Here is an 18,523-nt window from a genome sequence, read left to right on the forward strand (position 1 = left end):
ATGATAAAATAGACGGCACATCTTTCCAAAAGGTTTCATGAAACTGAATATTTCCTGAAAGCTTTTTGAGGATCAACCCGGTTGTATGAATCTATTAAAATATACTATGAAATGGAAAATTCATCCATACAACGAATTGCCTATTTTATACATAACAATCACCCCATCTACCTTATTTCCGAATATATCAAAAACCCCACTTCTTCATTCTCAGTTTCCTCCTTCCATTTCTACATTTAGAATAGGGGAGACTGTTAAAAGAATAAGTAGGGTAAAAATAAATTTTTCATTAAATGATCGGCCCATAGTTAACCGAGTTCTTCGGATGCCATTTTTTGCGGGAAACGGACTTCAAAAAGCGTACGAATTACACTGCTTTGGGCCGAAATTATGCCTTGATGCTGATCTACAATGTTCTTCGCTATAGATAAGCCAAGGCCGGAACTCCCCTCACGATGAGTGCGCGCTCGATCGCCGGTAAAAAACATATCGAAAATGTGCGGCAGTTCTTCCGGAGGAATACAGTCTCCATAATTAATTACTTGTATCACCACATTTTCTGCATCAAGATTGCAATTAATGTCTATTAGCTGACCCTCTTTTCCATAACGAATAGCATTCGTCAGGAGATTTTCAAATACGCGTGCCAATAGCTCTCCGTCACCCCAAATCATCAATTGTGGAGTCACATTCATTCGTGTTGTTAGGTTGTTTTTCTCAAAAACAGGGTATAATTCCTCGTTTAATTGAATGAGAAGCTCGCTTATATCGATTGGTTTTTTTTCAATGGTAAGCTTCCCATAGTTCATTCGGGTGATTTCGAATAATTCATCAATGAGCTTTTCTAAACGTTGAGACTTGGTAAAAGCAATACTCGTATAGTGCTTGATTTGTTCGGCAGTCAGTTGATCGTTCTGAAGAATGAAATCCAAATAACCTAAAACGGACGTCAGCGGCGTACGCAAATCATGAGCCAAATTCAAGACTAATTGTTCCTTGCTGTTTTCTGCAAAGTCCCCTCTTTCCAATGCTTGCTGCAATTTTTCGCTTGCCAGATTGATGTCTCTCGCAATATCTCCGAACTCATCATTGGATGGAATACGTATACGACTGTTAAAGTCGCCATTCGCAAGCTGATTAATTCCGCTGGAAATTTCATTGAAATACGCTGCATATGGTTTGGTGAAGAGAAAGAAAAACAAAACGGAGAGCGGAATGAAAATCAGCAAAAAGAAGTTAATATCCCCAATCTCTCTTATGAAAACAACGAACTTTAGTTAATGGATTTTCCATTTTGATCGTATAATAATAGAGTTGGAGAGTTTTATAGAGCAAATAGGTAATGATGCCGGAAAAAAGCATACTTAAAGCAAAAAGTTGAATCATTTTAAATCGAAAACTTCGGAAGATGTCAGCCATTGAATGTATACCCCACCCCCCAAACTGTTTTAATCAGTTTGTTTTTATGAATGTCTTCTCCAAGCTTCTTCCGCAAGGTACGAATATGTACCATGACTGTATTGCTCCCTTCATAATAGGCATCGCCCCACACCTGTTGAAAGATATTTTCCGCGCTATACACTTTCTTTGGATAACTGGCTAACAGATATAAAATATCAAACTCTTTTGGAGTCAGTTCAATAGGTTTGCCATAAACGAATACGGTTCGTGCTTCGGGATTGATGACCAGTCCGCCTGCCTCCAAAGTAAGCTTGCCCGCTTGCTTTGGTTGATTAAACTGTGTGGAACGCCTCAGTTGAGCATTCACGCGAGCAACCAATTCCATCGGGTTGAACGGTTTGGTTACATAATCATCCGCTCCGCTTACCAGTCCTGTAATCTTATCAAGGTCCGTCGTTTTGGCGCTTAAAAAAATGATAGGCAGATGATACTCAGCTCGAATTTGCCTTGTTGCTTCATAGCCATTTAATATAGGCATCATAATATCTAGAATCGCCAAATCAATGGAATTCGTTTGAATAGCAGAAATAGCTTCCTGCCCATTAGCTACTTTCACGCAGCGGTAACCCTCTTTTTCTAAATGCAACTCAATCAGATCGGCAATTTCTGCCTCATCATCCGCTATCAGAATTGTGATCGGATTCATTCGTTCCACCCCTGTATGGCCTTTGTATTGCTTTTATTGTATCAGATGGAGCTACCTCTTGCTTGTTTAGCACTTGATGAAGTAACTAACATTGTGAATAATTTGAAAGTAATGAAACCGATCAAGCCCCCACTTGAATTTAGTATGAGATCATCTACATCATAACGTCCAATAGAGAAAATGGCCTGCGCGCATTCCAGGATCAGACTTAAACCTAATGAAAGAATAAACGCATCTATAACTGATATTTTTTTGTTTCTTAACATTAAACCAAGAAGAATACCGTACGGCATGAAGATCGCGAAATTCCCAACTAGGTTAATCAAACCATGACTCGATATATCATGAATTGTACTGGATATTTCTTTAAAGGGAATCAGATTACCTTTTTGAAATTGCATGCTGATATAATCAGGGTTTCCCAGACTTATCTTAAGCTGCTTCCAGAGAAATGTCATATCCATTGAGCCGAACTTAAATAGAATAATTTTGAATAACGTGTACACATAAAGGGTAAAGAATACTTGAATTGTAATATCTTTCAACATTATCTTAGGTTTCATACGCCATTCTCCCTTTTTTGATTTTTGAAATTCATAAGCCCTGATTATGGATACATGGTCACAATGACACCGTCCATATTGTTGCCTGATAACTGATAGCGACCATTCGCTGGCACAGGGATAGTTGTGTTTTTGGAGAGAGGATGGTAAGAGATTTTATAGGTTTGGTGATCTACAATAGTCGTGATGGTCTTATTTTCTTTCAAGTAATCCAAATATTCTTCGAGGACAAAATTCTTTTCCTGCATGACAGCGCTGTGCGGCAAACCAACGTACCGAAAATGCCAGGGCTCAGACTGAATACCTGTGATTGCCGTTTTGTCAGCCGGATAACGCACGATAAAGCCGAAACGCCATGCGTTTTTTTTCAGCCATTTTCCTTCAGGTGCTTGACTCATCTCCGCTTGCGTAGATCCAATATCAAGCGATAACCCCAAATTATGTTCGCTGTAGCCTGCTGGTAATGCATAATCAGCACCCATTTGTTGATAGAGCTTATTTTGTTCTTTATTATCCCGATAACCGCTGCTGATTAAAAATCGGCTAACCCCATCTTTTTCTGCGGCCCCAATCATTGTAGAAAATTTTTGCACCAAACTCGGTGACAATCGAATCGATTTATCCAGCACGATGAAACCGTTCAGCAGTTCCTTATGTTGAAACAGATTGACCGCTTCGGACTCCTCGCCACTTGGAGGTACAGGATGATCCTTATTGACCAACAACAAATTGCCTTTATAAATCTGATCTTTTGTTACTTTAAGCTCGTTCATTTGAAGAGTCACCTCTTGAGCTTGCTTGTTTTCTTCCGGTGGTTTATCGTTAACGACTTTCAGTTTGTGTTGAGCAGCTCCATAGCCGAGCAATACAAGTATAACAAGCCAAAAAACCCACTTCTTCATCCTCAGTTCCTCCTAACCTTCCATTCACTCCAAGGATAAGGAAAACTAATTAATAAGAAATGGGGTTAAAAATAAAATTTTTCTTAAACTTGTACATCACCCTCAATAAGTCCCAAATAGGAAAAGACCGCTCATCGCCACCTTCATAGCGATAAACAGTCTCTATTTATGTATTAAACATATTTCACAAACTCACCAATCGGTTTACGATAACCGCGCGGCCGCTAGCTGGACGTGTCTTCTTTCCCAATCGTAATTAACATAACAGGAACGTAACGTTCCTCTAATTGAAGAGCCTCAATGAGCTTGTCTGCCTCAAAACCGATCATCGGACAAGTATCCCAACCCTGCTCTTTCGCCGTAAGCATAAATAACATGGCGGATAGACTTGCATTCCGAATCGCTTCATCTCGCTTGAACGGCTCTCCCCGTTCTTCATAGAAATGTGTCACTTGCTGTACTTCGGAATCTAACTCTTGTTTACTAGAGAATCCCAAATGGAAAAGTCCTTCATTTATTCTCGCAGAATCCTTATATGCTTCCAAATCGCCAAGGACCGCAATAACTGCGGACGAGCTCTGAATTTTGTATTGCTTATAGGACGCATCATACACCTTCTGTTTCATCAAAGGGTCTGTAACAACAACATAATTAGCATGTTGTAAATAAAAGCCCAACTTCTCAACGACCTTCAGAGATGCCGTGTTTCGAGGCATGATATTGGCTTCAATCCGATGTAGATTCATTACATCAAAAGCGTAGGTAATAATCGCTTCCCTCCGTCATGAGTCCCCGATTAAGGAGCTAATACGTTTCATTACGTTCTAATTCCCACGGTTCAAGAAAGGTTCGATTACGTATCACATAATCCAGAACTAGATCTACGGAAGAACGATCCAGTAAAACTAAAGACATTCGTTCCGTCTTAACAAAGAGTTTCATGAACTCCCCCCTTCAAATAGCAGAATTTACCTATACAATAATACCCACTTCTATTTACATCGTGCAACACTCTTATAAAATCGGTATCTGCATCACATATTTGCAGGAATTTACTTGCATTTGGGGAACTTAAAAGAAGCCCCGATTTAAATGGCTTAAAAAGAAGGAGAAATCAAACATGATAGAAACGATCAAAACCTATTTGAATGAGCAAAGGGACCAACACATAGAGGAATTAATGCAGTTTTTGCGGATTCCAAGCATAAGTGCTGTTGCCGAGCATCAACCAGACATGATTCGCTGTGCAGAATGGACGGCTCAGTCTTTGAAACAAGCCGGTCTTGAGAACATTGAAATTATGGCTACTGGGGGACATCCAGTTGTCTATGCAGACTGGTTGCATGCTCCGGGTAAGCCAACTGTACTAGTCTACGGACACTATGATGTTCAACCGGCCGAGCCGTTAGAACTGTGGAACACTCCTCCTTTTGAGCCCGTGATTCAAGATGGCAAACTATTTGGCCGCGGAAGCACTGATGATAAAGGTCAACTACTGCTTTACGCCAAAGCGATTGAGGCTTTTTTACGAACACACGGCAGTCTACCTGTTAATGTGAAATTTTGTATTGAAGGCGAAGAAGAGATCGCGAGTAAGCATCTACCAGCATTCGTGGAAAAGTATAAAGATAAATTACAAGCCGATACCATTGTTCTTTCCGATACTCAGATGCAAGGACCAGGAAAACCTGCACTTATGTATGGTCTTCGCGGGCTTGCTGGGTTTGAAATTACGATTGATGGCGCAAATAGTGACCTTCATTCTGGCCTGTTTGGCGGCGCGGTTCAAAATCCAATTCACGCTTTATCGAAGCTGCTAAGTTCCTTCCATAATGAGAATGGTCGAGTAGCGGTCGAAGGCTTCTATGATCGAGTCATTGAACTATCGGACAAAGAGCGCGAAGCCTTTAAACAAGTAGAACCCGACGCGAACAAGGTTCGATCGGACTTACATGTTGAGACCTTATATGGCGAAAATGGGTTCTCTTTCTACGAACAAACGACTTCAAGACCGACCTTGGAAATCACATCCGTAAGCGGCGGCTTTCAAGGTGAAGGCATTAAACCAATCATTCCTAATCGAGCTAGCGCTAAAATAGCTTGCCGTCTCGTTGCGGCACAAGTACCCGAGGAAATCATGGATGCGGTTGAAAATCATATCCGCGCCCTCTCTATGCCTGGCGTAAAAGTAACCCTAGACCGCCAGCTGCGCGGAAATCCTTTTATCACGCCAATTGACGAGCCTGTAATGGTAGCAGCTGCGGAAGCTTATGAGGATACCTATGGCGTTTGGCCTGTGTATACTCGAAGCGGAGGTTCAATCCCAATTGTTGAAGTGTTGGGACGCGTATTAGAAGCACCCGTAGTGCTGCTTGGCTTTGGTCTACCAGGTGAAAACCTGCACGCGCCGAATGAGCATTTCCATTTGGTCAATTGGGACAAAGGAACAGAGACCATCAGTCGTTTTTGGTTAAACCTTGCCGAGATGAATAAATAACCACTGAAAGGTATGAGCCTACTCATGAGTACGAATCATCTAACGATCCGCGATGCCAGCTTGGAAGACTTAGCAGACATTGTACGAATTTATAATTCCACCATTGAAGGACGCATGGTTACAGCAGATACAGAACCCGTAACCATAGCCAGTCGCGAAGGCTGGTTCTATGAGCACTCTGCGGATTTCCGCCCTTTATGGGTATTGGAAAACGGCAGTGGCATTTGTGGCTGGCTCAGCTTTCAGTCCTTCTATGGCCGACCCGCCTATAACGCTACAGCGGAAGTCAGCATTTATGTCGATGAAGCTTTTCGCGGCCAAGGCATTGGCCGTTACCTGATGGAGCACGCAATAGACGCTAGTCCAAAGCTGGGACTGAAGACACTGCTTGGCTTCATTTTTGGCCATAACGATCCTAGCCTCCACCTTTTCCGCAAATTCGGCTTCGTCAACTGGGCTCATCTGCCTGGCGTTGCTGAACTTGACGGAATCGAACGCGACCTCATCATTCTTGGTAAACGTGTAGGATAAAATGTAAACAAAGAGCGCCTTTTCCCTTATGCCCGCGATTTCAAATCGCCTTCTAAGAGGATAAGCGCTTTTTTTATACTTAAATGCCTTACTTCAAGCCATTCTCAGTTTCCTCCATCAACAGAGCTTCAACCTCAATCTCTATCAACAACAAAGGATCTATCAAAGCCTTCACTTCAACCATCGTCGCCACGGGCTGAACGTCACGGAAAAACTCCCCATGTGCCTTGCCAAATTCCTGCCATAAGGAGATATCCGTTACATACATCCGCGTTCGAATGACATCTGACATTTGCCCCCCAAGTTCTTGCAGCGCCTGCTCGATCGTCTGGAGGACGAATTGTGCTTGCACATACGGATTACCTTCGCCAACGACCTCTCCATCCCTCATTGCTGTTGTGCCAGCAACCTCAATGCGGTTCCCCACCCGAATCGCCCGGCAATATCCTACTAGAGGTTCCCATGGAGAACCTGTAAATACTCTAGTCCGATTCATCAAATCTCTCCCTCTCATTTTTGCAAATAATCGGCTAACTTCTCCTGCAGGCCTTCTGTCACCGAAAGCAGCGGCAAGCGAAGTGTTCCGGATTCAATGACACCTTGCTGCTCAAGCAGCCATTTGAGAGGTGCTGGATTAGGCTCTTCGAAAAGTAATCGGATGAGTGGCAGCAATTCATCGAATAGCTGCTTACTCATTTCGTGTTGACCTGCAACAAAATGCCGATAGAACGAAACAAACCGCTCAGTCATTACATTCGCTGACGCACTCATAACCCCTTTAGCACCGGAGCTAAGCGCCGCAAAAAGCAGTGAGTCCTCCCCACACAGTACGGGTTTCGAGCCTAGACGAGTAAGCTCAGACACCAATCGGGTGTTCGGCGTACTGTCCTTCATACCTATGACACCATCGAGTTCAAGTATCGTACGCACAGTATCAAGTTCCAACGTAACACCCGTGCGATGCGGTACTTCATATAAAATAACAGGGACACCAACGCTGGCTGCCCGGCGAAAATGTTCAATGATCCCTTGTTGACTCGGCCGATTATAGTAAGGCACAACGACTAAAACGGCGTCAGCCCCTAATTTCCCTGCAGCCTCCGTCTTTTTCACCGTGGACAAGGTAACATTCGTTCCTGTACCTACAATGAGCGGAACATCTACTTGCGCAGCCTCGCGAGCCGCTTGTGCTGTAGCGAACAAGATCGCCATTTCCTCATTTGTAATCGTCGGCGATTCCCCTGTCGTTCCATTGACGACCAGTCCGTCTACCTCATCTTGAAATAAATTGTAAGCTAGATTATAGAAAGAGGCTGCATCCACCTCGTATTCCTCATCAAATGGCGTAATAATGGGAACATAGATCCCGTTTAAGTCTTTTTCTCTTAACATCCCAATCATCTCCCAATCCTCATTCATTTGTACATTCACTTTAGCATGGATCATTGAATCACAGTTAGCTATAATAAATGATAAGACTCATCAAAAATTTTGATATTAAAGCGAGGGGTTCCCATGGATTTAACCTATTTCCGAACCTTTCGGGAGGTTGCACGGAGAAAGAGCTTTACACGAGCTGCCGAAGAATTGGGCTATGCGCAATCCAGTATTACGATGCAAATTCAGAAGCTGGAACGAGAGTATGGCGTACCATTATTCGAAAGATATGGACGTCAGCTTCGATTAACAGCACCTGGTGAAAGCTTGTTAAAGCTGGTCTTGCAAATGCTTGACCTCTATGATCAATCCAAAGAAATGATAACAAGTGAGGTTAGCGGAACACTGACCATCGGTACGATTAACTCACTCGCAGCTTACTATTTACCGCCCTATTTACATGTACTGAAACAGCTTTACCCTGGTCTTAATATCCAGCTCTTCCCTGACAGTGAAGCTTCGCTTATTACCAAAGTAAGAGAAGGGGATTATGATATAGGGCTAATATTAGATCGTTATCCGGCAGACACCGCACTTGCATGCACGAAAGTCAGAGAAGAACCTTTGGTTTTGGTAGCACCGCTTGAGCATCCGCTAACGAAGCGAGCACAAATACAGCTAACTGATTTTCAACAAGCCGAATTTATCGTTACTGAAGAGGGCTGCATCTATCGAGGTATGTTTGAAAAGTTACTAAAAGATCATGCTGTCCCGCTTCAAATTGGATTTGAGCTCGGTAATTTAGAAACAATTAAGCACTGCGTCATGAATGGCCTTGGCATCGCCCTGCTGCCCCAAATTGCCGTACAGAACGAACTGGAACAAGGGAAACTTGCCCATCTTCCTTTTTCACATTCGGACTTAAAACTGGATCTTCAACTGCTGCTCCACCCCAAAAAGTGGATGTCCCAGCCCTTGCAAACATTCATTCAACAACTGACTCAAGAATAACCTCGGCAAATAAAAAAAGAAGCTCTCCTATTCGTAAAGGTAGAGCTTCTTCTGTTATGAACTTATATGCGGATGTCGAGATTACCACCCAAATGCGGTGTCGCAGAAGCGGTAACCAGCTGTTGGGATTTAGCAAAATCCTGTATTAATGTACTAGATGAAGCTGCTTGCATATCACTTACTTTGCTTAAAAGCTGAATGCCAACGGCTTGCTTCAATGCATCTCCACCGCTAATTGCAGTCAGAACACTATTGATATTTACGAGCACTTCTCCTCTCATCGTTCGGTAGCTGGCAAGCATGCGGCCGTAACCGAGAAGCCCCTATAGCTTTGCGTCTGTCGCTTTCGCGTCATTTGCCATTTCGCAGATGTTAGGCAGTACCTAGCACTTATCCAGTATAGGATATTCTTACACAATTCGTCAATCTTCGCATTATAAGTAGCTACAGATCTACACCAAATGCAGCAGGATTTGATCTCCAAGAACGAAGTAATTCCATGTCTTCTTGTTTGATTTTCCCCTTCTCTAAAGCCACTTCAAGCAGTGTGGAGTAATTGGAAAGAGTGTACAGTGGCATATCAGCATCTTGGAACGCATCTGTTGCTTTATCTAGCTGATAGGAGAAAATCGCCAGCACGCCCAGCGCTACAGCGCCAGCTTCTTTGACTGCAATAGCTGCTTTCAAAGAACTGCCACCCGTAGAGATAAGATCCTCAATCACGATCACCTTTTGACCTGGTTTCACAGTGCCTTCAATCAAGTTCTCTTTGCCATGTCCTTTGGCTTTATCACGAATGTAGATCATCGGGAGACCTAGCTTCTGAGCTACCCAAGCGGCATGAGGAATCCCCGCTGTTGCCGTACCAGCAACAACCTCAGCATCCGGAAATTTCTCTTGGATCAAAGCTGCGAAGCCGTCAGCGATCGCTTCGCGAATAGCTGGGTGTGACATTGTCAGACGATTGTCACAATAGATTGGCGACTTGAGGCCAGAAGTCCACGTAAAAGGCTGCTGCGGTCGAAGTGCTACTGCTTCGATATCTAATAATGACGCTGCAATATGCTGCGCGATTGTTTCGAGTTGACTCATGTTCCTACCACCGTTCCTTCCGTTGTTAGACAAAAGCATGCTACACGATTGAATCGATAATCGCTTCAATTGCTGCTCTTGGATCCGCTGCGCCTGTGATCGGTCGACCGATCACGACGTAATCCGTCCCCTGCGCGAACGCCTCAGCCGGCGTCATGATGCGCGACTGGTCACCCACGTCGGCTCCAGCCGGGCGAATGCCTGGCGTCACGGTGACGAACCCGTCACCACACGCCGCCTTAATCGCTGTCACCTCTAGCGGTGACGCGACAACACCCTGCAGCCCCGCAGCATGCGCCAAGCGGGCATAGCGAATGACGGCCTGCTCAACCGTACCGGTCAGGCCGATCTCATCATTCAGCACCTGCACGCTGGTGCTGGTCAACTGCGTCACGCCGATCACGATCGGACGTACAGCTCCAGTTACTAACCCCTTGTCGACACCCTCCAAGGCGGCTTCCATCATCTGCTTGCCTCCGGCAGCATGGACATTGAACACGTCAACCCCAAGGCGCGTCACGCTTTCCGCGCCGCCTTTGACTGTGTTCGGAATGTCATGCATCTTCACATCGAGGAACACCTTGTAGCCGCGATCTTTCAGACTCGCGACGAAGCCGGGACCCGCAGCATAGAACAGTTGCATGCCCACCTTCACGTAACACGGGATGCCTTCGAGCTGCTTTAGCAGCCCTTCAGCACCTTCTGCGTTAGCATAATCCAAAGCGACCATAATGCGTCCAGTAACATCTGTGCGAGTTAACGTACTCAAATTCGTCACTCTCCTTTAGACATGAATTGGCATTGCTCGTGAGGAGAAGTTGATCGTTTCAAGCATATTAACAAGCGCTCTTACTGTATCAAGTGATGTCATACAAACTACACCGTTCTCTACAGCTTCACGACGAATGCGGAAACCATCACGCTCTGGCTCTTTACCTTTCGTCAGTGTGTTCACAACGAACTGTGCATCACCGCTGCGGATGAGATCAAGAATGTTAGGCGAACCTTCGCTCAGCTTGTGAACGGTCGTCACCGGAAGACCAGCTTGTTCGATCGCTGTTGCCGTTCCGCCTGTTGCAATGATTTTATATCCAAGGCGATAGAAGCCTTTTAAGATTTCAATCGCTTCATCTTTATCTTTGTCAGCTACTGTTACAACGACAGATCCTGCTGCAGGAATTTTCATGCCCGCTCCAATTAAGCCTTTGTAGAGTGCTTTGGCAAAATTGATATCGCGCCCCATAACCTCACCCGTCGATTTCATTTCAGGTCCGAGCGTCGTATCTACACGGCGCAGCTTCGCGAAGGAAAACACTGGCACTTTAACCGATACGTACTTGTCTTCCGGCCATAAACCGCCTTGGTAGCCCATATCAGCCAGCTTTTGTCCCATAATGACGCGTGTAGCCACGTTAGCCATCGGGATGTTCGTTACTTTGCTCAAGAAAGGCACGGTTCTGGAAGAACGCGGGTTTACCTCGATCACATACACTTGATCGTTATGAATAACGAACTGGATGTTAACCAGACCAACTACGTTCAGCTCAAGGCCGATTTTCGTCGTAATGTCGATAATTTGTTGTTTAATCTCGTCCGAGACGGATTGCGGTGGATAAACCGCGATGGAGTCACCGGAGTGAACCCCTGCGCGTTCAACGTGTTCCATAATCCCTGGGATTAGAACCGTTTCTCTATCGCAGATCGCATCAACCTCTACCTCTTTACCAAGCATGTAGCGGTCGATCAGGACCGGATGCTCTGGGTTGATTTTCACAGCATATTCCATGTAGCTTAACAATTCTTCATCGGAGTAGACGATTTCCATAGCGCGTCCACCTAGGACGTAAGATGGACGAACGATAACCGGATAACCGAATTTCGCAGCTGTACCCACAGCTTGGTCAACCGATGTAACGGTGCCGCCTGGTGGTTGAGCAATCGAGAGCTTGCTAAGTAAGGCTTCGAATTTCTTACGATCTTCCGCTGTATCGATACTTTCCAAATCAGAACCGAGAATGCGTACACCAGCTTTGTGTAAAGGTGCAGCCAAGTTAATCGCTGTTTGACCACCAAATTGAACGATAACCCCAATTGGGTTTTCACGCTCGATGACGTTCATTACATCTTCAAAGAACAGAGGCTCGAAGTACAAGCGATCGGACGTATTGAAATCCGTTGACACCGTTTCTGGGTTATTGTTGATAATAACCGCTTCGTAACCTGCCGCTTGGATCGCCCAAACCGCATGAACTGTGGAGTAATCGAACTCAATCCCTTGACCGATACGAATCGGACCGGAACCAAGCACCACAACCTTTTCTTTCGTTGTTTCCGTAACTTCATCTTCTTGCTCATAAGTCGAATAGTAGTATGGCGTTGAAGCTTCGAATTCCGCTGCGCAAGTATCTACCATTTTGTAAACCGGCTTAATATTTTGTTGTAAACGGTGAGTTCTGACTTCAGCTTCTTTGGTGAATGTCGAGCATCCAGCCAAAGTACGAATCTCAGCAATCGCACGGTCTGTAAAGCCTTTACGTTTCGTTTCGAATAGCAGCTCGTTCGTGAGTTCGCTTGCCGCAATTTCTTTCTCGTATTTAATCAGGCCATCCAGTTTGTTCAAGAACCACCAGTCAATATTCGTCATTTTTTGCAATTGTTCCACTGTATAGCCTCTACGGTAAGCTTCTGCTAATAAGAACAAGCGCTCATCGTCGGGTTTTTGCAGGCGTAATTCCAATGTTTCTTGATCTATTAAATCTGTTTCTTTCAGGAACAAACGATGTACGCCGATCTCCAAGGAACGAACCGCTTTATGAATGGACTCTTCGAATGTACGGCCAATCGCCATAACTTCGCCAGTCGCTTTCATTTGCGTACCCAGCTTACGGTTTGCCGCTGTAAATTTATCGAACGGCCAACGTGGAATTTTGGAAACGATGTAATCCAGTGCTGGCTCGAAGCATGCATAGGTTTGGCCTGTTACTGGATTGACTAGCTCATCGAGCGTGTAGCCAATCGCAATTTTTGCAGCCATCTTCGCAATCGGATAGCCTGTTGCTTTGGATGCAAGCGCTGAGGAACGGCTTACACGCGGGTTTACTTCGATTACGTAATATTGGAAGCTATGCGGATCAAGCGCATACTGAACGTTACAGCCTCCTTCAATGTTCAAGGCGCGAATGATTTTAAGCGAGGCCGAACGCAGCATTTGATACTCACGGTCCGACAAGGTTTGGCTTGGTGCTACAACGATACTATCTCCGGTATGTACACCCACTGGATCAAAATTCTCCATGTTACATACCACGATGCAGTTATCGTTCGCGTCACGCATAACTTCGTACTCGACTTCTTTCATGCCCGCAATACTGCGTTCTACTAGACATTGACCGATTGGGCTGTAACGAATTCCGGAAGCAACGATTTCCGTCAACTCTTCCATCGTGTTACAGATACCGCCGCCCGTTCCGCCTAATGTGTAGGCAGGACGAATGATGATTGGAAAGCCGATTTCGTTAGCGAAATCTACCGCTTGAGCGACCGTCGTTACGATTACGCTATCCGGTACAGGCTGCTCTAATTCTCTCATCAAGTCTCTGAAAAGGTCACGGTCCTCTGCTTTCTCAATCGCCGTAAGTTGTGTTCCCAGAAGCTTCACGTTCTCGCTTTCCAGAACACCCGCACGAGCTAGCTCAACAGCCATGTTCAGACCTGTTTGGCCACCAAGTGTTGGTAGCAAGCCATCCGGACGTTCTTGACGAATGATTTGCGTAACAAATTCAAGCGTGATCGGTTCGATATATACTTTATCCGCCATGTTCGTATCCGTCATGATCGTTGCAGGGTTACTGTTGATCAGGATAACTTCCATGCCTTCTTCTTTAAGTGCTTGGCAAGCTTGCGTACCTGCATAGTCAAATTCCGCTGCCTGACCGATGACGATAGGACCGGAACCGATAACGAGAATCTTTTTGAGTGTATTATTTTTTGGCATATTGCAGTTCCTCCTTCACAGATGTCGATGCCGTGGAAGCTTTCCACTGTGCAAGCATTTGCGCTTGGCGCGGCTGCTGTGGGTTATCGATTTTGTGCTGACGAATCAGCGAGATGAAATCATCGAACAAGTAGCTGGAGTCAAATGGCCCCGGTGCTGCCTCTGGGTGATATTGAACCGAGAAAGCAGGGTATTTCTTATGTTTCAAGCCTTCGATGGTGCGGTCATTATTGTTAATGTGCGTCACTTCAAGGTCAGTTCCTTGGACGGATTCTTCCTTAACCGTGTAGCCATGGTTTTGCGATGTAATGTAGCAGCGTCCAGATACGAGGTCTTTAACCGGATGGTTACCGCCGCGGTGACCGAACTTCAGTTTATCCGTGTCTGCACCGCAAGCCAGTGCGAACAGCTGATGACCCAAGCAAATGCCGAAGAGCGGGATATCGCCGAGCAACCCTTTAATCATTTCGACAGCGTGAGGTACGTCTTTCGGATCCCCAGGGCCGTTAGACAGCAGCACGCCATCTGGCGCAAGGCGACGAATTTGTTCAGCCGTAGCATCTTGAGGAACAACGACAACGTCGCAGTCACGCTTGCTAAGATCACGGATGATTCCGCTTTTAGCACCATAATCAACGAGTACGATTCGTTCCTTGTGTCCAGGTGCGCCGAATACACTCTTCGTGGATACACGAGCGACTTGATCCGTCATTAGAGGTGTTCCTCTTAAGATTTCAGTCAGCTCAGCAATCGATTTATTAGATGTCGTCAAGAGGCTTTTCATAACCCCGTGATGACGGATTTTACGAGTTAACATGCGCGTATCGATGCCGCTGATCCCAACGATGCCGTATTCTTTCAGCAGGCTGCCTAGCGTATATTGCGCTCTCCAGTTGCTAGGAATCTCTTCATGCTCACGAACGACAAAGCCATGAATGAAAGGACGTACGGATTCAAAATCATCCCGAATCACACCGTAGTTCCCCACCAATGGATACGTCATTGTCACGATTTGACCGCAGTAGGAAGGATCGGAAAGCACCTCCTGATAACCTGTAATTCCTGTATTGAATACAACCTCGCCGACGGATTCACCTTCACTACCGAACGATTTCCCTGTAAAAAGAGTGCCGTCTTCCAGCAACAATCTTGCCTGCATGTTCTTTCAACTCCTCGCTATTGTGGGCGGTTCTCACGAACCGCAGATGTCATGCCTACAACTTCTATGTTCATTGCATAAGACTTGCATAAAAATTAATCATTCTGTATAAATATACACGATTTTTCGATCTGCGTATAGATCTTAATGCGGATTTCAGCTCGATTTCAACGCGATTTAAGAACGATTTATGACCAAACCACTTTACCGGAAGCGATTGTAACAACTGGCCAACCTTGCAGCTTCCAGCCGATGAACGGCGTGTTTTTGCTGCGTGAAACGATCTCTTCTTTGACAACTTCGCGCTCTGTTTCCAAATCCACGATCGTGATATCCGCGGCACTGCCTACTTCTAGTGTTCCGTATGGAAGACCGAATACATCGGCAGGTTTTTTCGTCATACGATCTACAAGGAAACCTAATGACCATTTACCAGTAAGCACAAATTTCGTGTAAAGCAGAGAGAACGCGGTTTCGAAGCCAAGTATGCCGAAAGGAGCCAGCATCATACCCTTCTCCTTCTCTTCTTCCGTGTGCGGCGCGTGATCCGTTACGATAATATCTATCGTGCCGTCTTCCAGACCTTCAATGACAGCCTGCACATCCCGTGGTGTGCGCAGCGGCGGGTTCATCTTCCAGTTGGCGTCAAGCCCTGGAATGTCTTCATCTGAGAGCACGAGGTGATGCGGACATACCTCGGCAGTCACTTTAATGCCGAACTGCTTCGCATGGCGGATTAGACGAACCGACTGCTCGGTGCTTACGTGGCACACGTGATAGTGAACACCCGTCGCTTCGGCTAGCAGCACATCGCGACCCACATGAATTGCCTCGGACTCGTTCGGGATACCCTTCAGTCCGTTCTTCTTCGCGAACGCGCCTTCGCTTACCGGCGCGCCGACCACAAGCGTGTCATCCTCGCAATGCGCGATGATTGGCATACCGATCGATGCTGCCAAAGCCATTGCATCTTTCATCATTTGCGCGTTTTGCACGCCGACACCGTCATCTGTGTAGCCGATGACGCCTGCTTCTTTCAGTGCAGCGAAATCGGTCAACTCGCGGCCGAGCTCGTTTTTCGTAATCGTGCCGTATGGAAGAACACGGACGACACCTTCCGTTGCAGCTTTATCCAATATGTAGTTCACCGTATCAACGGTATCGATCACAGGTCTTGTGTTCGGCATGCAAGCGATGGTTGTGAAGCCGCCTCTTGCTGCGGAACGTGTGCCGGTCGCGATATTTTCTTTATGTTCAAAACCAGGCTCTCTCAGGTGGACATGCATATCGATGAACCCTGGAGTTACTAGCTTTCCTGCCGCATCAATGACTTCATGGCCTTCGGTTTGTGGAGCCGAACCTTCTACTACATTTATAATCTTTGCAATTTTATCATTCTCTACCAAAATGTGTTTCTTCGCTTGTACACTATTTACATCGACGGTTAGCCCGTTTAATATCCAAATGCCCATTGTGATGAAGTCCCCCTGTTTTATGATAAAGCTCGTTCGATGACCGCCATACGAATCGGAACACCGTGAGCAATTTGTGTGAAAATTTTGGATTTCTCGTGTTCAACCAGCTCATCATCAAGTTCTACATTTCGATTGACTGGAGCCGGATGCATGATGATTGCGTGAGGAGCCATGCGGCTTGCACGCTCTGCCGTTAGCCCGTATTGCTCGCGATATTCCTCTGCCGAGCGGATAATTCCTTTGTCGTGCCGTTCAAGCTGCACTCGCAGCATCATAACCACATCAGCTTTCAGTGCTTCCTCGAAGGATACATACGGTGCGAACTCAGCCAGCTCCGGAGCTTGCATGCTTTCCGGCGCGCAGAACTGCACCTTTGCTCCCAAGGCAATGAGTCCCCACAAGTTCGAGCGAGCTACACGACTGTGCAGGATATCTCCGATGATGGAAACCGTCAAACCTTTAATGGCGCCGAACTGTTTGCGCATCGTGTAGAAGTCGAGCAGCGCCTGCGTTGGATGCTCGTTATTGCCGTCTCCCGCGTTAATAAGTGGGATTTTGATTTTCTCAGCCAGCTCTTGCAGGACACCATTCGGCTTCAAACGGATGACACCGGCATCGATACCCATGGACTCGAGAGTACGGACTGTATCGTAGATGGACTCCCCTTTTTGTACACTGGATTCCGCAGCGGAGAAATTGAGCACGTCGGCTCCGAGCCGCTTTTGCGCCAGTTCAAAGGAGAACCGAGTTCTTGTACTATTTTCAAAAAACAAGTTGGAGACGAATTTGCATTGAAATTGATTCGACACCTTCGACGGATATTGTTCCCAGTAGGCAGCACGATCAAGTATGCTCGTTATCTCCCCTGCGCTTACGCCTTTCAATCCTAGAAAATGCTTGGTTTGTGTACTCACTATGCTCACTCCTGTTTCCCCCTCTGTTGAAGTATCATGACGCCATCTTTATCATCGATTTCCGTAAGCAGCACTTCAATACTTTCACTTTTGGAGGTAGGTACGTTCTTTCCTACATAATCAGGGCGAATGGGCAATTCACGATGCCCCCTGTCAACTAGTACGGCTAGTTGGATCATTTGCGGTCTGCCCAGATCGATCAAAGCATCCATGGCTGCCCTCACCGTTCTTCCGGTGAAAAGCACATCATCGAACAGGATGATCTTCCGGTCTTGAATTTGGATCTTGCCGCCTTCCTGAACATTTTCCACTGACTTCACCTTAACGCGATCATCACGATAAGAAGTGATATCAATCTCACCGACAGGAATCGGCACACCTTCAATCTCAAGAATTCGCTCTGCTACTCGCTTGGCCAAGTAAATACCGCGGGTCCGAATCCCAATCAAGGTACAATTCTCTACACCTTTATTCTTTTCCAGTATCTCATGCGCAATCCGTGTTAACGCCCTGCGAATTCCCATTTCATCAATAATCGTGTGTTCGGCCGTTTCATTCATCTTTCTCGCCTCCTAAGAGTTTTGCTTTAGCAAAACTGACATCGTAAGCATTGGCTGAGTTTTCCGTAGGAAAACTTGCATCGTAAGCATTGGCTGAGTTTTGCTTTAGCAAAACCAAAAAACTCCTTGCCATTTGTTGGCAAGGAGTTACGAGTGCATAAAGATACAGAGCGGGGCATAAGGATGCGCACATCCCCAAGCTTAGTCATACACTGAATCCGCGACCCAGTATATCCCGTCTTTTCTCATCGACTACCTTGCCAGCCTCTCTGGACTGTTTTTAAAGGTACATATTTGATTAAAGGAATTATCCCACTTTCGACACGATAAGTCAATATCTA

The 18,523-nt window shown here is 45.8% G+C and carries 18 protein-coding genes, 1 pseudogene and 1 riboswitch; of the genes and pseudogenes, 3 read left to right on the top strand and 16 right to left on the bottom strand.

All coding sequences use genetic code 11. The features are described 5' to 3' along the window. Positions 1-308: 308 nt before the first annotated feature. From QFZ80_RS18925 to QFZ80_RS18950, 6 genes and pseudogenes are all read right to left on the bottom strand, one after another. Positions 309-1,419 (bottom strand): annotated as a pseudogene (locus tag QFZ80_RS18925) (sensor histidine kinase). After that, positions 1,412-2,107 carry a response regulator transcription factor gene (locus QFZ80_RS18930; protein ID WP_307555232.1) on the bottom strand — a complete coding sequence of 232 codons (696 nt, stop codon included), beginning with the start codon at positions 2,105-2,107 and terminating at the stop codon, positions 1,412-1,414. Before QFZ80_RS18930 ends, QFZ80_RS18925 begins: the two are co-directional and overlap by 8 nt. A gap of 41 nt (positions 2,108-2,148) precedes the next feature. Beyond that, on the bottom strand, positions 2,149-2,670 hold the full coding sequence (locus QFZ80_RS18935; protein ID WP_307560490.1) for a VanZ family protein: 522 nt from the start codon (positions 2,668-2,670) through the stop codon (positions 2,149-2,151). A gap of 44 nt (positions 2,671-2,714) precedes the next feature. Next, a complete protein-coding gene (locus QFZ80_RS18940; RefSeq protein WP_307560492.1) occupies positions 2,715-3,572 on the bottom strand; it encodes a M15 family metallopeptidase in 858 nt (285 codons plus the stop codon). Between the two features lie 224 nt (positions 3,573-3,796). Beyond that, positions 3,797-4,339 (bottom strand): GNAT family N-acetyltransferase, encoded by a 543-nt coding sequence (locus QFZ80_RS18945; RefSeq protein ID WP_373460415.1) that lies wholly within the window; start codon positions 4,337-4,339, stop codon positions 3,797-3,799. 37 nt (positions 4,340-4,376) lie between these two features. Further along, positions 4,377-4,514, bottom strand: coding sequence for a GNAT family protein (locus QFZ80_RS18950; RefSeq protein WP_307560494.1), 138 nt, complete (start codon positions 4,512-4,514; stop codon positions 4,377-4,379). A gap of 178 nt (positions 4,515-4,692) precedes the next feature. Between QFZ80_RS18950 and QFZ80_RS18955 the strand changes: the two genes are divergently transcribed. Further along, entirely contained in the window at positions 4,693-6,069 is a 1,377-nt protein-coding gene (locus tag QFZ80_RS18955; protein ID WP_307560496.1) for a dipeptidase, read from the top strand. A 24-nt stretch (positions 6,070-6,093) separates the two neighbouring features. Beyond that, complete coding sequence (locus QFZ80_RS18960; RefSeq protein ID WP_307555223.1) at positions 6,094-6,600, top strand: GNAT family N-acetyltransferase; 507 nt, start codon at positions 6,094-6,096, stop codon at positions 6,598-6,600. 88 nt (positions 6,601-6,688) lie between these two features. Here the strand turns inward: QFZ80_RS18960 and QFZ80_RS18965 are convergent, their stop codons facing one another. Both QFZ80_RS18965 and dapA read right to left on the bottom strand, forming a co-directional pair. Beyond that, positions 6,689-7,096: a RidA family protein gene (locus QFZ80_RS18965; protein WP_307560498.1), complete on the bottom strand. Its 408-nt coding sequence runs from the start codon at positions 7,094-7,096 to the stop codon at positions 6,689-6,691. A gap of 14 nt (positions 7,097-7,110) precedes the next feature. Then, a complete protein-coding gene (gene dapA / locus QFZ80_RS18970) occupies positions 7,111-7,992 on the bottom strand; it encodes a 4-hydroxy-tetrahydrodipicolinate synthase (protein ID WP_307555219.1) in 882 nt (293 codons plus the stop codon). A gap of 123 nt (positions 7,993-8,115) precedes the next feature. Here dapA and QFZ80_RS18975 point away from each other — a divergent pair, with 123 nt between their 5' ends. Next, positions 8,116-8,988, top strand: a complete 873-nt coding sequence (locus QFZ80_RS18975) for a LysR family transcriptional regulator (RefSeq protein ID WP_307560500.1) — start codon at positions 8,116-8,118, stop codon at positions 8,986-8,988. Positions 8,989-9,050: 62 nt separating this feature from the next. Here QFZ80_RS18975 and QFZ80_RS18980 read toward each other — a convergent pair whose 3' ends face one another. The 8 genes from QFZ80_RS18980 to pyrR form a co-directional block, all read right to left on the bottom strand. Then, positions 9,051-9,257, bottom strand: coding sequence for a putative motility protein (locus QFZ80_RS18980; protein ID WP_307555215.1), 207 nt, complete (start codon positions 9,255-9,257; stop codon positions 9,051-9,053). 14 nt (positions 9,258-9,271) lie between these two features. Further along, positions 9,272-9,358, bottom strand: a riboswitch (cyclic di-GMP riboswitch). 74 nt (positions 9,359-9,432) lie between these two features. Beyond that, the gene (gene pyrE, locus QFZ80_RS18985; RefSeq protein WP_307555213.1) at positions 9,433-10,080 is read right to left on the bottom strand and encodes an orotate phosphoribosyltransferase; all 648 of its coding nucleotides are present in this window, start codon (positions 10,078-10,080) and stop codon (positions 9,433-9,435) included. A 40-nt stretch (positions 10,081-10,120) separates the two neighbouring features. Continuing rightward, complete coding sequence (gene pyrF, locus QFZ80_RS18990) at positions 10,121-10,810, bottom strand: orotidine-5'-phosphate decarboxylase (protein WP_307556108.1); 690 nt, start codon at positions 10,808-10,810, stop codon at positions 10,121-10,123. Positions 10,811-10,864: 54 nt separating this feature from the next. Beyond that, on the bottom strand, positions 10,865-14,074 hold the full coding sequence (gene carB / locus QFZ80_RS18995) for a carbamoyl-phosphate synthase large subunit (protein WP_307560502.1): 3,210 nt from the start codon (positions 14,072-14,074) through the stop codon (positions 10,865-10,867). Continuing rightward, the gene (gene carA / locus QFZ80_RS19000; RefSeq protein WP_307555209.1) at positions 14,061-15,233 is read right to left on the bottom strand and encodes a glutamine-hydrolyzing carbamoyl-phosphate synthase small subunit; all 1,173 of its coding nucleotides are present in this window, start codon (positions 15,231-15,233) and stop codon (positions 14,061-14,063) included. The genes carB and carA overlap by 14 nt, the downstream gene beginning before the upstream one ends. Before the next feature lie 188 nt (positions 15,234-15,421). After that, positions 15,422-16,705, bottom strand: a complete 1,284-nt coding sequence (locus QFZ80_RS19005) for a dihydroorotase (RefSeq protein WP_307560504.1) — start codon at positions 16,703-16,705, stop codon at positions 15,422-15,424. A gap of 20 nt (positions 16,706-16,725) precedes the next feature. After that, entirely contained in the window at positions 16,726-17,631 is a 906-nt protein-coding gene (locus tag QFZ80_RS19010; RefSeq protein ID WP_307560506.1) for an aspartate carbamoyltransferase catalytic subunit, read from the bottom strand. Next, a complete protein-coding gene (gene pyrR / locus QFZ80_RS19015) occupies positions 17,628-18,182 on the bottom strand; it encodes a bifunctional pyr operon transcriptional regulator/uracil phosphoribosyltransferase PyrR (protein WP_307555203.1) in 555 nt (184 codons plus the stop codon). The genes QFZ80_RS19010 and pyrR overlap by 4 nt, the downstream gene beginning before the upstream one ends. Between the last annotated feature and the right edge of the window lie 341 nt (positions 18,183-18,523).

The sequence above is a fragment of the Paenibacillus sp. V4I7 genome (genome assembly GCF_030817275.1).
Taxonomy (GTDB): Bacteria; Bacillota; Bacilli; order Paenibacillales; family NBRC-103111; genus Paenibacillus_E.